Source organism: Microcoleus sp. B6-A1 (assembly GCF_036705085.1).
Taxonomy (GTDB): Bacteria; Cyanobacteriota; Cyanobacteriia; order Cyanobacteriales; family Microcoleaceae; genus Microcoleus.
On the sequence record NZ_JAUBTU010000014.1, the window covers coordinates 31,250 to 46,617 of the forward strand.

Consider the following 15,368-nt stretch of genomic DNA (forward strand, 5'->3'; position numbering starts at 1 on the left):
CAGCTATCCGTGTATCCGTGACATCCGTGTCGTGCTGTTGGGAATTGGTAATTAATCATATTATTCTTCTTCGGTTTCTATAATAGCATTGCGATCGAGAATTAGTAAATTGCGAAGCTGGTCTGTATCTAGCTCGGTGAGCCAGTTTTCCCCAGCGCTGACAACTTGTTCGGCTAGAGCTTTCTTACTTTCGATCATATCGTGTATTTTCTCCTCTAACGTACCTGTGCAGACAAATTTGTGGACTTGCACATTGCGGGTTTGACCGATGCGAAATACGCGGTCAGTTGCCTGATTTTCTACTGCGGGATTCCACCATCTGTCATAGTGGAAAACGTGCGTTGCTCTCGTTAAGTTCAGGCCTGTGCCGCCTGCTTTTAAAGATAAAATCATAATTGGCGGGCCTTGGGGATCGTGCTGGAAGCGATCGATCATTTCTTCCCGCTGCTGTTGCCGAATTCCTCCGTACAAGAACAAAACTTCTCGTCCTAAATGCTGTTCTAGATGGGGTTTCAGGAGTTTTCCCCATTCAGCAAATTGAGTAAAAATTAAAGCCCGATCGCCCTCAGCGATCACCTCTTCTAACATTTCCAGTAACCGCTGCAATTTCCCCGATTCCTGACTCTTAATCTCCAATTCTTTCGGCTTACCTTCTGCTTTCACAAGAGCCGGATGGTTGCAAAGTTGCTTGAGTTTTACCAGCAAAGCCAGAATCATTCCCCGGCGCTGAATGCCTTCGGCTGAGTCTAATTCAGCTATTGACTCTTCGACTATTTTCTGATATAATACCGCCTGTTGAGTTGCTAGCCCGCAAAATACAGTCATCTCCTGTTTTTCGGGCAAATCTTGGATGATTTCTTTGTCAGTTTTCAGGCGGCGGAGGATGAAAGGCCGAACGAGTGATCGCAAAGTCTGCAAAGATTCTCGATCGCCGTATTTCTCGATCGGAATTGCAAATCGGCGCTGAAAGAAATTGCGCGGTCCCAAATAGCCAGGATTGAGAAACTCCAAAATTGACCACAATTCTTGCAGTCTATTTTCCACCGGAGTTCCCGTCAGCGCAATTCTAAAAGATGCCTCGATTTGCCGCACTGCTTGCGACTGCTTAGCCTCGGAATTTTTAATATTTTGCGCTTCATCTAAAACCAATCCTTGCCATTTAATGCCTTGAAATTCCTTCGCATCCCGAAACACCAGGGCATAACTGGTAATGATTAAATCTTTTCCCTTAATCGCCGCAGCAAATGCTTTGCCTTTAGCGCGTTGGTCTCCGTGGTGTAGCAATACTTTCAGCGTCGGGCCGAACTTCTTGACTTCGCGTTCCCAGTTGCCCAATACCGATGTCGGACAAACCAGCAATGTCGGTCCTTCCAAGGAATCTTTTTCTTGTAAATGCAGGAGAAAAGCAATTAGCTGAACAGTATTGTGGCACAAAATATTATTGGCAACAAAATTGTGATGTTTGCCCACCTCAAAATCATAGACCCACCCACTGTACTCAAAATCCTCAATTTCTTCTATTCTGCAATAAAATACTTCGCGATCGAGTATAAGTTGCAAATTTTCTCGGACACTATCTAACTGCGCTACATTGAGATTTGCATAAGCCTCTAGGGTCTGATTCGTCCATTTAGAAGGCTTTAGCTGGCGGTACTCCTGTTCTGCGGAACCACCAAGCACATTTTCCATACCTGCTACCACCTTTCCTAGGCTGATGCGGGAAAACTGCTGGGAACCGTTAATATAAACAGGATTGTGCATTCCGAAATGGCGCAATGGTAATTTTGTAATTTCCACTGCACGAGCGACGATATCAGAAGCAGGAATTCCCTCAACATTGGTGTTGCAAGGCAATTCGCAGATCTGCTCTAATTTACGCTGTTTTTCGGGATAGCCAAAACCAATTTCTTGGAAAAATATGCGCGCTGAGTTACCGCCGAAAGTACCGATATAATAGGTGCGAAAAATCCCGCTGCCATTGGTGGCGCATTTCTGTTTAGTGGCGATTCGCAGCCAAATTCCAAAGCGCCGCAGCAATGTAGAAAGTTGTTGGATGATTAAAGGCGAAGCGGTGCTAATTTCGATATTTCGCGTGTTAAGAAAGACAGAACCTTCAGCATCAAAGTAGTTTCTGAGAAAAATCCGAATGCTATCAAGATTGGCTTGCATGATAAATTGCGGGAAGCTTTTCTCGGCTGACAGTTTCCCCCACTCGTAGCCTTTAGCCTCAAGAAAGCATTGGTACGATCGACTGCATACAACCAAGTCTGCTGCTGTCTGCTTAGCACGAGTACGAACAGCAGGATTATTGATTTTTACTCCATACTTTTCGCCGATCCGGTGCAGTGCGACACGTAACTCTTGAAGAACTGTCGCATCTTTTTGTGCGATCGAGAGTACAGCCCGATCGCGCTGCTCATATCCCTCAGCTATTTGCCAAGCCAGAAACTTGACCAAATCGGGATCTTCCGGCTTTCCTTCCCAATACAATTTAGCAGGAACGCAAACATAATCTCCAACCTTGAGGTCATTTGTCCAGCCATCGCGTCCTAACAATTTGTGGCGGCGGGTAATTGTGATGCTGCTACCATCTTGTAGTTTGATGGTTCGCAACTTTTCTTGCACTTGCTGGCGGTAAAGTCGTCGAATAGTCGCCTGTACAATTTTGCCTGTTTCCTGATTTATGGAATTTACCAGTAATTGCTCGTTAGGTTCAGACCAAAAGCCCTCACCGTCGAATTCTGTTTTTCCGGCATAAGTTTCCCATATTTTTTCAGCTTTTTGTAAAAAGCCATTGACAAAAAGCAAAGTTTGTGGTAACGCGCATTTACCAGTTCCCATATCGTCCGCGAGACAAGCGCCCAAACCCCAGCGTTCTAAGAATGCTAACCAGCCTGCTCCTAGGGCTTGATAAGGCCGCAATTGTCCTCGGAAACTAGCCGGAGTTGCGATCGCACTTACCGCTTGATTATCGCTCAAAGTATTCAACAATTCCTGAAGCTGACCCGTAGCCTCAAAATTCACCACAGGCAATTTCTCGATCATCTGAGTATCGCCCGACGCCAAACGCAAAGCATCCTCCAAAGAAAGAGTCATTTGCTCTTTGCGACTGGCAAAAAAAGTTTGAGCCGCTTTCACATCCGGCGCGCGCAACTCCACCCACTCGCCGTTAATTTCCACCAAAGGTGAATTCAACGCAATCAATCTGTCAAATTCTGCCTTAGAAATGCGCTGTCCGCCGATCGTCAATTCCCACTTAAAATTTAGCAGACTTTGCAATCCCAACCCCCCCTTGCCCCCCCTTACTAAGGGGGGGTTAGTTTCTCCAGCCCCCCCCCTTACTAAGGGGGGGTTAGTTTCTCCAGCGCCCCCCCTTACTAAGGGGGGGTTGGGGGGGGTTGTTTCCGCTTGAATGCTCAAACCCAAACGACTCGCCCAACCATCCGTCTTTGTCAAACTCGGCGGCAAAACTACGCCCAACCCGCTATCAGCAAACCGCCAAGCTACAGACTTAATAAACTCGTATGCTTGCAGCGGATTTAATTGACAAGATTGAGGCCGCTGTGCTTGCAAACTCGGTTCAATTAACGGATAAAGTTTCGAGGCTAAACCCAAGCCGCTAAGCAAAGTTTCTTGAGGCAATTCTATTGTCCGCCCCGCATAAGCCAAACGCTCGACAGAGTTGTTCCAAACAGTTGTCGCGTCTACCAAAAATTCGTTTTCATCTGCTGCTTGCAAGCAATAATTTAAATTCCAGTTGGCTTTACCAGGAGACGGCGGTATGAGTTGAAAACAAGTGCGAAATTGACTTTGTTGAGATAATTGGTTTTGCAGCGGTGCAGTCCAAGCACTCAGCTTGGTTGCCAAGTTTTCCAATGCTGCTGTTTCTACTTGCACAATCCCAGATTCCTGCTGCAAAGCTTGCAGCCAGTCGCGCACAGGAGAAACTGCTTTGATGTCTAAAGTAGAGCTACCAGCAGATCGCACTTGACTATCTACAATACTGCTCAAAAAGCCTAACACCAATTCCTCAGCCCCCATCGGCAAATCCACCGCTAAAGGCAATTGACTGGATTCTTCTGCCTTCTTCCCTCTGACTTCAACCTCTGACTCACGCTCATCGATCCTTAATCCGTGTATCCGTGTCAAAATCCGTGTCGTGCCTTCCTTCTTCTGATATGTTCTGCAAGCCGTCGGCATTTGCTTGACAAAAGTGGCGAGGCGGAGTGTATCTGTAGAACTATCTAACAGAGGTTGCCATTTGGCAATAGCAGAACCGTCCGACTGTTTCTCCAATCCAGGCAAAAACTTGCATCTTGCCAACAAATCCAAACTCCACCTAGCAACATGAGACCAAAAACGCAAATCTGAGCCGACAAAAGAGTCGGGTTCCGTGCTGTTAAGCGGTAGTGATTGCAAGAAAACAAAAGCTGCTTGAGGGTTGAGACAAAAACCCTCGAGTTGCCAGGGATAAAGGTAAATTTCCTCGGTTTTGGCCGGTTCCTCAAGTGCTGCTGCTGAGTGCTGCGGCATCAGAGTTGTGTTCGATTCTGAGATTTGGGTGGGAAGTGCGATCGCCCGAATTTCCCTTTGAATTGAGGAGTCTTGGGTGGGAATTTCTGCGTTTTGAGTTTTGGGCGATCGCCTAGTTTTTTTGCTTTTTTCCGGTGGAGTTTCTGCGGTTTCCGGTAATTGCCAATCCAGTTTTCCCGACTGCTGCAAGGAATTTAGGAAAATCTTAAATTCAGATTCTGTCATTGCTAAGGGATGCGGTAAATTCCTCCCCGATTCTAGGGTTTCAATTGCCCCAACTTTCCGCCAAGTTTCTCCCCAAATAAATAAGCAACTTTTTTCATTTTCTAGGAGCCAACTGCCGTGTAAAATTGCCATCTTTTTTACCCTGATATTTGTATTTAAGTGCGAGGTTGACTACAGCATTTATATGGGATTTGTGAAAATTTTATTTAAAACAAACCGAGGAAATTTTGAGCCAGATAGGAATTAGGTAGAACCTTTATATTTAGGTACTTAGGGCACACCTTACCGCTTATTCCCTGGCCTAGATAACTAAATCCCTCTTCCTTCTTCCTTCAACGTCCCAATTCCCAAACGAAAATTGATCGTACCATCTATGGAAGGCGTTTAGCGGACGATCGACCGGAGAATAGACCCCAGACAGCAAAAAAAAAATTTCGAGTATAAATGCTTACAATCGAGACAGAGACAGTCGATCGCGAGGCGATTATCCCTGTCTTTTGGCGTCGGACTCTCAAACATCCTGTGGTAATGTTACGATCCCGACAGAGAAAGAATGTGGTAGATAAGGAAGCAGTGCTACATGGTAGAGATAGACAAGTCAATATCCTTCGATGGACGGGATATTAGACTGAAGATTGGTTTACTAGCGCCTCAAGCAGGCGGTGCAGTTTTGATTCAGTCGGGTGACACGGCGGTTTTAGTGACAGCGACTCGATCGCAGGGGAGAGAAGGAATTGATTTCCTGCCCCTGTTGGTGGATTACGAAGAGAGACTCTACGCTGGCGGTAAAATTCCCGGTGGATTTTTGCGAAGGGAAGGGCGTCCCCCAGAAAAAGTGACTTTGACTGGTCGTTTGATCGATCGACCGCTGCGTCCGCTATTTCCAAGCTGGCTGCGAGATGACATCCAAGTTGTAGCCACAACGGTTTCGATGGACGAACAAGTGCCACCAGACGTTTTGGCGGTGACGGGGGCTTCGGTGGCGATACTGCTGGCGAAAATGCCGTTTTACGGGCCGATGGCGGCAGTGCGAGTCGGTTTGGTAGGGGACGATTTCATCATCAACCCCACCTACAGCGAAATCAAAGAAGGCGAGTTGGATCTCGTGGTAGCTGGTTCTCCTGACGGAGTAATCATGGTGGAAGCCGGCGCCAACCAGTTGCCCGAACAGGATATCATCGAGGCGATCGACTTCGGCTATGAAGCAGCCTGTGACTTGATTCAAGCCCAGCGCGAAATTATGGCGGAATTGGGCATCGATTTGGTGGTAGAGGAACGGCCATCGCAAGATTCGGCCCTGGAAAACTTTATTCGCGATCGCGCCCAAGAACCCATCCGCATCATTTTGTCAAGATTTGAAAAAGACAAAACAATACGGAATGCAGCATTGGACGAAGTTAAGGCAAATGCAGTCGAAGCTGCGATCGCCGAACTCCCGGAAGAGGACCCGGTAAAAGTAGCGGCCACCGCCAACAGCAAGGCGATCGGCAACGTTTTCAAAGACGTTACCAAAAAAATGATGCGGAAGCAGATCCTCGAAGATGGCGTCCGTGTAGACGGCCGCAAGCTAGACGAGGTGCGACCCGTTTCTTGTCGCGTAGGCGTGCTGCCGTCGCGAGTACACGGCACTGGGTTGTTTAATCGCGGGTTGACTCAAGTCTTGTCCGCAGCTACCCTGGGAACCCCAGGCGACGCCCAAGACTTAGGAGACGACTTGCACCCACAGCAAGACAAACGCTACCTGCATCACTACAATTTCCCGCCGTTTTCGGTAGCAGAAACCAAGCCGATGCGATCGCCCGGACGCCGAGAAATCGGTCACGGAGCCCTCGCAGAACGCGCTTTACTGCCGGTTTTGCCATCCAAAGAAGATTTCCCCTACGTGATTCGCGTAGTTTCAGAAGTCCTTTCTTCCGACGGTTCCACCTCAATGGGTTCAGTTTGCGCCTCAACGCTAGCATTAATGGATGCAGGCGTTCCCCTTTCCCAACCCGTCAGCGGCGCGGCAATGGGCTTAATTAAAGAAGGCGATGAAGTCCGAATTTTGACTGACATTCAGGCAATTGAAGACTTCTTAGGCGACATGGACTTCAAAGTAGCCGGTACCGACACCGGGATTACTGCTTTGCAGATGGACATGAAAATCAAAGGTTTGCCCTTAGATGTAATTGCCAATGCCATCCGCCAAGCCAAACCCGCCAGACTGCACATTTTAGAAAGAATGCTGGCAAGCATCGACACTCCCCGCAAGGAAATGTCGCCGTTTGCACCACGTTTGCTAACCCTGAAAATCGATCCAGAATTTATCGGTTTGGTAATTGGGCCAGGTGGCAAAACGATCAAAGCCATCACCGAAGAAACCGGTGTCAAAATAGACATCGAAGACGACGGAACCGTGACAATTGCTGGCAACGACAGCGAAAAAGCTCAGCGGGCTTACAACATTGTCCAAGGCATGACACGCAAGTTGAATGCAGGAGACGTGTATGTCGGCCGCGTAACTCGAATTATTCCGATCGGCGCTTTTGTGGAAATTTTGCCCGGAAAAGAAGGAATGATTCACATTTCCCAGTTAGCCGACTACCGCGTTGGCAAAGTGGAAGACGAGTTAGCTGTGAACGATGAAGTGATTGTCAAAGTGCGAGAAATTGACAATAAAGGTCGAATTAATTTGACCCGCTTGAATATTCATCCCGACGAAGCGGTAGCCGCCCGCGAAGCGCTGAATAAATAGTTTACAGTTGGTAATTGGTAATTACTTATAGAGTAATTGCTAATTGCTAATTGCTAACTCGTGATTAGTAATTGCTAATTGCTAATTGAGATTAAATCTGATTGTTTCAGATTGATTTGGGAGTAGGTGCGCGACAGCGACAGATCGACAAAAGTGCGATCGGCTGTAGAAGTTAATAAAGTCGCGCACTTTACCCTCGGCGGTTGAAACCGCAACTACATAAAAGAAGTCCCCGCAGAGCGGGAACTCAAAAAAATATAAAGTATGCTTAGGTAGTTACTATAAATGATACGATATAGGCTTGTAAACCGCAGACATTGCAGGTGAAGATAGCAGGTTTGATTTTCATCAGCGTCTGTATAAAAACGCAGATAAAGATGACCTCAAGACCTCGCTACGAGCCCGAAGAGAATATTAGCCGTCATAGTGCAACTGATCCAGAGAAATGCGAGCAAATGGCCAAGCGTCAGGGATGGGAATTAATCCGATGGGAAAAAACAAACGATTCAATACTTAAGGTTGATTGTGTCTTTGAAGGGTTGACAGAGTTTCCACCAAGTCCATACGAACCCGAACACGAGAGAGAGGAATAAATCAATGCCAAAACGGTTGATCATTTTCAAAACAGAATCGCTTTCTTCCCCGGGATGGGAGGATAGATTACTTTCCCATACAGGTGCTCTCACAAGTATCCTAGCAGAACACTACGACTACTCAAACAAACCTCTGCCTAAAACGGGCGATCGCCTGCGAAACTTTGGCCATTTTAAAGAGAGTGCAGAGCCTAAATCCCCTGCTGCTAGCACTCACGTTCGCTGGGGAGATTGGGAGGTTTCGCGCGTAGAGGAGTACAGGCCTGAAATTCCGAATGCTGAATACGACAGTTTAGCGGTATGCTACTGTTGCTACTCACCCATTGATCCCGAATGGAAAGAATTGCCGAAAATTCAAGTTTCCCAACTGCAAAAACATTAAAAAAACAGAATTCCAGATGCCCGACTTCTGGAAAAAGTCTGACATCTAAAATAAGATAAAATCAAATCACAGCAATGCAGTCAATTTCAACTAACACATCTTTCGGCAAACGCGAAACCTCCACACAAGCGCGCGCCGGTGCAGTTTCCGCATCAAAATATTTCGCATAAACCGCATTTACGGCGGCGAAATCATTCATATCTTTGAGGAAAACCGTAGTTTTTACCACATCCAACCAAGTAGCGCCGGCTTCTGTGAGAATGGCTTCGAGATTTGCCATAACTTGTTCGGTTTGTTTTGCCACGTCGTCGGTGTAGACAATATCGTTTAGTCTAATGTCGATCGCAATTTGACCAGCTACAAACAGCATAGTGCCCGTAGCGGCAATGGCTTGATTGTAAGGGCCCACGGGTGCGGGTGCTTTGTCAGTACGAATAATTTTGCGCGTCATAGATATCACTTTTTGGGATAGTTTTTCCGAGGTTTCCGGCTGGTAGATTTGTCCGTCTGAGGTTTCTGGCTGGTAGAGTTCTCCATCTGGCATTATCGCACCAGTGAAGTCTGCATTTTTAATATTCCAATCATAGGTTTGAGCATCCGTCAAGTCTGCTTCCTGAAGGTTGGCTTCCTCCAAACTTGCTAGCATTATAGTTGCTTTTTTAAGGCTAGCTTTTTTTAGATTTGTCCTTTTCAGACAGGCTTTTTTCAAATTAGTCCCTGTGAGGTCTGCTGCACTAACATCCGCCTCAGTCAGATTCACGCCTGATAAGTTAAATGCAGACAGATTGACACCTCGGAGTTTGGCTCTCTGAAAATTGACACCTTCGAGGTTAGCACCCCCTAAGTTCACTTGAATCAATTCGGCTCCTGTCAAGTTTGCCCTAGTCAAATTTGACTTGCTCAGGTTTGCTCTATTTAACTTTGCGTTCTTCAAGGAGGCTTTAGTTAACGATACAGAGCTTAATTGGGCCTCACTCAGGTTTGCATTTTCCAGTTTAGTATTACTCAAATTGGCCCCATTGAGGTTTGCCCTACTCAAGTCAGCCCCGCTGAGGTCTGCAAAACTGAAGTTGACACTATTACCTTCCAGCCCGATTAAGTTTGTTCCTAACAGGGATGCTCTACTCAAGTCTGCGCCATAGAGGCTTGCTTTGTTCAAAGTGGCCTCATTCAACTCAGCTCCTGTCAAATTTGCACCGCGTAGGTCTATTCCACTCAAGTCTGCACCTTTGAGGTCTATCCCACTTAGCTGTACGTTATTAAAGTCCCGTTCGCCTTTAGCGTATTTTTCTAAAAGTTCTTTAGCATCCATAAATAACCTCGATCGCCCTTCCGCTAAACCCCACTTTCCCAGCCTACCACCAAAACCGAAAGCGCGATCTAAATCTGCGTTAATCCGCGTCAATCCATTTTCATCTGCGGTTAAGAAATTCCATTTTTTAACCGCAGATATAGGCAGATGAACACAGATTAACGCAGATGAACTAGAGATTATCTGCGTCAATCCGCGTTAATCCATTTTCATCTGCGGTTAAGAAATTACCTTTTTTAACCGCAGATAAAAGCAGATTTACACATTACACACCAACCGGAGCACCAACAACCTCACCTTTCAACATCCGAGAAGCAGCATCAAGCAATTGCTCCTCCAAATAAGGCTTAGTGAAATAGCCCTTCGCGCCCAAACTGTAAGCCATTTGGCGGTGTCTGTCAGCACCGCGAGAAGTTAGCATCGCGATCGGCAATTCACACAAAACCGCATCCTTCTGCATCCGAGAAAGTAGTTCCAAACCGTCCATTCTCGGCATTTCAATATCGCAGAAAACGATATCGCAAGGCAGACCAGATTTCATCTTTTCCCAAGCTTCCTTACCGTCGCGAGCTTCTTCCACACGATAGCCAGACTTCTCGAAAGTAATAGACAATAGCGATCGCACCGTAATCGAGTCATCGACAATCAGCACAGTCGGCTCAGTCTTCTCGATTTCCGCCTCGGCAGCAGCCCGATCGCCCTCATCCCAAAGCGTACCGCCAGTGTCCTTCCGCAGCCTTCCCGTCGCCAAATCGATCAGCTCCAGAACATCCGCAATTGCCACGATCCGACCGTCTCCGAGCACCGTGGCCCCAGCAATCCCGATCGGCTTCGGCACCGGCCCTTCCAACGGCTTGATCACAATTTCCTGTTCCGTCGAAACCTGATCCACCTGCACCGCCAAGAAATTGCCAGCAGAGCGCAGCACGATCACCGAAATCATGTCATCGTCAGTATTAAACCCGTAAACACTGCCGCGACCCAAATGGCGGCTGTAAGCCAGCAAATCCCGCAGTGGCCGGAACGGCAAGCTTTGACCCCGCCACTCAATGCAAGGCAAACCATCGGCCCCCGTCGTCACCTGATCGCGAGGGACATCGATCATATCCTCGACCCCATCCATCGGGAAAGCAATGCGAGCTCGATCGCTAATGCAAGTCAGAGCCTTAGAAATGCTCAACACCAGAGGTAAACGGATGGTAAACACAGTCCCCTTGCCGAGCGTCGAATCAATCGTCACAGTTCCCCGAATCTCCTGCAAGGAAGTCTGCACCACATTCATACCGACCCCCCGGCCGGCATACTCCGTCGCCTGTTCCTGAGTGCTGAAACCCGGCATAAACAGCAAATCGTAAACTTCCGAGCGAGACATCCTCTGAGCCTGAGCCGCCGTCAGCATACCCTGCTTAATCGCCTTCGCCTTCACCCTTTGCGGGTCAATTCCCGCCCCGTCGTCAGAAACCGAAACCACCGTTTGGTTCCCTTGGTGGAAAGCGCGAATCGTAATCCTGCCGACAGCAGGCTTCCCAGCCGCCAGACGCACCTCCGGCGCTTCGATCCCGTGAGTAATCGCATTGTTCACCAAATGAGTCATCGGGTCATATAGCTGATCCACAATCATCTTGTCGATCAAAATCTCCTTACCCTCAACCTGCAACTGAGCCTGCTTCCCGCACTTAATCGCGATTTCCCGCACCGCGCGGAACAGCCTGTCCGTCGTCTCCGCAAACGGCTTCATCCGGGCGCGAGTCAAACCTTCTTGCAGTTGAGTCGTAACTTGTCGCAGTTGGCGAGTCACCTGATCAGCCTCATCCACCAAAAACTCGATGTCCGCAGCCGACTCCCGCACCCGCACGATCAGCTCAATAATCTCTTGAGCCAAACTGTGGAAAGGAGTAAACCTGTCCATTTCCTCTGGTCTCCAGGCACTTTCCCTTGTGTGGGCAGAATCCTCAGAGCGCCAGGCCGATCGGTGTCCCTGCCGGTTTGCCAACAAAGCAATCTCCAAAAGACTCCGCTCGTAGAAATCCTGAGTCCGCTGGCTCACATCGCTCAGCAGCGCCACCTGGTGCAGCAAATTGTCCAAAAACTGTCGCATCCGTTCTTGGTCTTGCTCCAAACTGTTGCGGTTTACCACCAGTTCCCCCATCAAATTGCTGAGGTTATCCAGTTGCTTGACCGGCACCCGCATCGTCTGGTCGCCGAACCCGCCCGCGCGGGCATTCCGCCTGGGTCTGTTGATCGCCGACGGCCCCATATTGCCTTCCCCTTGGCGGCCGCCGTCCTTGGGATCTTCGAGCAGTTTTTCTAAATCGCCGAATTCGTCGTCGCTCTCATCGGCAGCAGTGCGCGGAGCTTTACTAGCAGTTGTCGCCGGTAGCCCGTGAATTTCCGGCATAGTTGCGCTCTCGCTGAGGAGTTCTTCGAGATCAGAGAAAACTTCTGTATTTACCGGACTCTGATTTGTGCTTCCAGAAGCTGCTATGACAGCTCCTGCACCCCCTGCGATTAACAGAGCTTCTAAATCGTCAAAATTGCCTTCGGCATCCTCATCGCCTGATTCTGCCTCGGCAAAAAAGTCTGCCAGCGATCCCTCTTCCAACTCCGAGGAATCGGCCTCGGCCGAGTCGTCCTCAGCGTCCCAAAAGCCCGTCGTCAGTTCCGAAGTCACCAGAACCTCAGCATCGATCGAATCCAACAAATCATCAAAACCCTCCAACTCTGCGTTGTTGAGAGTAGCGCCGGTTTCCATCGCCGAGAGCAAGTCAGCATCGCCCTCCAACATACCATCGAGAGATTCTGCAGGCAGCGGCTCTAAATCCGCACTCAAAAAATCCGTTTCCAGGGCATCAAACAAATCATCCTCGCCCTCAGACTCCCCGGCGATATCTGTTTCGGCTCGATCGAACAAATCCGCACTCACCCCGCCTGCCAAATCCTCGGCAGGTTCGGCAGACAACTCCTTCACATCCACAGCCGCGCCGTCATCTGGCGCCGATCCAGCATCGCCCTGCAGCACCATGCTTTCCCCAAACATATCCTCCAAGAAATCGAAAGCTGCGCCCTCATCAGATTCGACATTTGAAATTTCCGACTCAGGACGATCGTCCGACACAGCCCGAAGTTCTACCCCTGCCGAATTTGTCAAGCCTTGGTCGGAAACAGCCACACCATTGTTCTCGAACAAACTCCCCAAGTCTCCCTCATCAACTCCCACATCCGCACTCAGCAATTCTGAATTCCCATCATTGGGCCAACCCCCACGGGCTTGCCCCGAAGCTTCTCCGTCATACTCGGTACCCGTAGGTACAGAACCGAATAGCTCAGCCAAATCTGCGGCTTCTCGGGAAGTACCCGCTCCTTGCCGCTCCCGCACAGTCTGTTCATCCTCAGAAATCGCACCCGAGGTCATATCCCCAAACAGCGCATCTAAATCCCTATCGTCCATATCCAGGTTGAGCGATTGCACAGACTCGTCTTCCAGGCCGAAAGCATCTTCTAGCCAGTTTTCATCCGCAGAGATATCTAAATCAGAATTTGATGTCATGTTAAGAACGTTGCCCATTTCCTCATTTTGTGGGATGCCTGCAGCTTGATCTCGATCGCCCCCATTCTCCCCACCTTCGTCTTCTGAAGAAAGGAAATTAGAAGTAATCCCCAACAGCTCGCTCAAATCCGAGTCCTCGCCCAGCTCAGAGAACAACTCGAAATCATCCATTTCAGGCAGAGCAAGCGCTTCTGCCTCCGCTGAATCATTATTGCCCCCCCCGGCTGCAGGCTCCTTCGATTCTCCGTCTAAAGCCTCAGACTTCAGGGAATACTCCGAAGAGACTGCCGGCCCACCTGTTGCCTCAGATAAGCCTAAATCGCCGAACAAGTTCTCGAAATCAGCATTGTCCGTACCACCAGCAGAAGTTTGGGCAGCCACTTCGTCCAACAGCGTACCGAGAGCATCTTCGTCCGCTTGTCCCCTGGCTGGGGCCACCGTGTCGTCTCGCCGCTCCAAACCGCCCCTACCGTTACCCGTTTTAAGCTGTTTGCGAGTTAACCGCTGGCTCGAACCCCCATTTTTCTGATCGGCAGCTACTGCCGAGCCCTCTGCCTCTTCTCCAAACAGCAAATCCTCCCCAAACAAACTCGTCAGGTCATCAATCGGAGGCTTCGTGTTCGTTTCGGAACTTTCCGCATCGTATTCGTCAAACAACAAATCAGTAAAATCGCCGGAATTGTCATCGTCTGACCCCAGCATTCCCGCCGATATCCCAGAAGACTGTGCATAGTCGAGGTCTTCTTCTTCTTCCCAAGCGCCGTCGAGATCCGGGGACTCGCCGTCAAACAAGTCAGCTAAAGTGTTGAGTTCTGCCGCGCCCACTTCCGGGCCGGTGCGGGTCGAGCCTCTAAAAGCACCCGTCTCTATATCCGATTCTGCGAAGGCGGCCTCGTCGAACTGGGCCGATCGAATGCCACTGTCATCGTTGCTGTCGCCACTGTCTAGTTGGTCGAACAGCTCGTCTATACTCAGCCCAGAAATATTCGGCAGCAACTTGTTCAATCCATCCGGGGCATCGCCCGAACCCACCAGATCCCAAGCCTCATCCTCAACAGAAACCACATTTTTCCCGGATTTACTTGGTTGAGCGAAGGCCAGCAAATCTTCAAAATCCGTTTCGGGAACCAGAACAGCAGGCTGCAGCGCCAGAAGTTTTGCGCTTGGTGCGATCGACGATTCTAGACCAGAAATTACCAGTTCTTGCGCTTGTTTGATGTCTCTTATGATTATTGCGGCTAAGGTACGGTAGGTATTGTCCGGGTTGGCGATCGCCTTGGATACAGCTTGGATCAATTCTATCCAGCAGGGCAGTTCAAATTCTTCCCCTGCCCTGAGCAAGTTCCGACAAATGTTCTTGAGTTGGCGCCTGCTTTCTGGCCCCTCCGGCTGTTTAAACTCTTGCAGGAGTTCCCGCATCCTCGCCGGCACGTCCGAGTCAAATACTAGCTGCAGCGCGCTGTCTTCTGTTGCTCTAACATCAGGTGCGTAAACTGACCGCGCATCTGGAAAACTCTTTGATGAGGCAAAGGCCCCGACGCCCACCCCCGCCATAACTGGTTCGGGTACTGGCATCGCGTAGCTCTCGTCTGCATGGTGTTCTCCGTGTCCAACGAGTCCCCCCAAGTGCCCGTTAAGTTCTTCAAATACTGGTTCTAATTCTCGAACCATCTGTTCTCCCAATTCCTCTGTCAGTCCAAAAGGCCCCGACAGTTGCTCTAACAGCCCTTGCAATGTGTCAAAAATTCGCAGAAACAGGGACTCTAGCTGTTGGTCTACTTTAACGCTGCACTCTTTTAATACTTTAAAACTATCTTCTAGTCTGTGAGCTGTTTGCTGAATGCTGGTCAGCCCCAGCATTGCTGCTCCTCCTTTGACAGAGTGAGCGGCCCTAAATACTTCGTTGACCAGTTCTGGGTCTTCGATCGTGGTTTGCAGATTCAGCAAGCCTTGTTCGATCGTATTGAGGTGGTCTTTTGCCTCCTCAATAAAGTAGCCCATTATCCTCTGTTGTTGCTCCGGCAGCATAGTTTTATTCCTGA

The 15,368-nt window shown here is 49.1% G+C and carries 6 protein-coding genes; 3 read left to right on the forward strand and 3 right to left on the reverse strand.

The features are described from left to right. Window positions 1-60 precede the first annotated feature (60 nt). Entirely contained in the window at window positions 61-4,890 is a 4,830-nt protein-coding gene (locus QUB11_RS07205) for an SNF2-related protein (RefSeq protein ID WP_333205324.1), read from the reverse strand. 448 nt (window positions 4,891-5,338) lie between these two features. Here QUB11_RS07205 and QUB11_RS07210 point away from each other — a divergent pair, with 448 nt between their 5' ends. The 3 genes from QUB11_RS07210 to QUB11_RS07220 all read left to right on the forward strand — a co-directional run bounded on the left by QUB11_RS07210 (window position 5,339) and on the right by QUB11_RS07220 (window position 8,467). Next, window positions 5,339-7,492 carry a polyribonucleotide nucleotidyltransferase gene (locus QUB11_RS07210; protein ID WP_333205325.1) on the forward strand — a complete coding sequence of 718 codons (2,154 nt, stop codon included), beginning with the start codon at window positions 5,339-5,341 and terminating at the stop codon, window positions 7,490-7,492. Between the two features lie 377 nt (window positions 7,493-7,869). Continuing rightward, a complete protein-coding gene (locus tag QUB11_RS07215; protein WP_333205326.1) occupies window positions 7,870-8,085 on the forward strand; it encodes a hypothetical protein in 216 nt (71 codons plus the stop codon). Window positions 8,086-8,089: 4 nt separating this feature from the next. Next, window positions 8,090-8,467, forward strand: a complete 378-nt coding sequence (locus QUB11_RS07220; RefSeq protein ID WP_333205327.1) for a hypothetical protein — start codon at window positions 8,090-8,092, stop codon at window positions 8,465-8,467. A 61-nt stretch (window positions 8,468-8,528) separates the two neighbouring features. Here the strand turns inward: QUB11_RS07220 and QUB11_RS07225 are convergent, their stop codons facing one another. Together QUB11_RS07225 and QUB11_RS07230 are read right to left on the reverse strand one after the other, a co-directional pair. Continuing rightward, the gene (locus tag QUB11_RS07225) at window positions 8,529-9,872 is read right to left on the reverse strand and encodes a Rid family detoxifying hydrolase (protein WP_333257168.1); all 1,344 of its coding nucleotides are present in this window, start codon (window positions 9,870-9,872) and stop codon (window positions 8,529-8,531) included. A 172-nt stretch (window positions 9,873-10,044) separates the two neighbouring features. Continuing rightward, complete coding sequence (locus tag QUB11_RS07230) at window positions 10,045-15,354, reverse strand: response regulator (RefSeq protein WP_333390144.1); 5,310 nt, start codon at window positions 15,352-15,354, stop codon at window positions 10,045-10,047. Window positions 15,355-15,368: the final 14 nt, after the last annotated feature.

Bases quoted from the DNA above. Each gene is read 5' to 3' on its own strand.
- QUB11_RS07220 (WP_333205327.1), top strand. From the start codon at position 8,090: ATGCCAAAACGGTTGATCATTTTCAAAACAGAATCGCTTTCTTCCCCG.
- QUB11_RS07210 (WP_333205325.1), top strand. From the start codon at position 5,339: ATGGTAGAGATAGACAAGTCAATATCCTTCGATGGACGGGATATTAGA.
- QUB11_RS07230 (WP_333390144.1), bottom strand. From the start codon at position 15,354: ATGCTGCCGGAGCAACAACAGAGGATAATGGGCTACTTTATTGAGGAG.
- QUB11_RS07215 (WP_333205326.1), top strand. From the start codon at position 7,870: ATGACCTCAAGACCTCGCTACGAGCCCGAAGAGAATATTAGCCGTCAT.
- QUB11_RS07205 (WP_333205324.1), bottom strand. From the start codon at position 4,890: ATGGCAATTTTACACGGCAGTTGGCTCCTAGAAAATGAAAAAAGTTGC.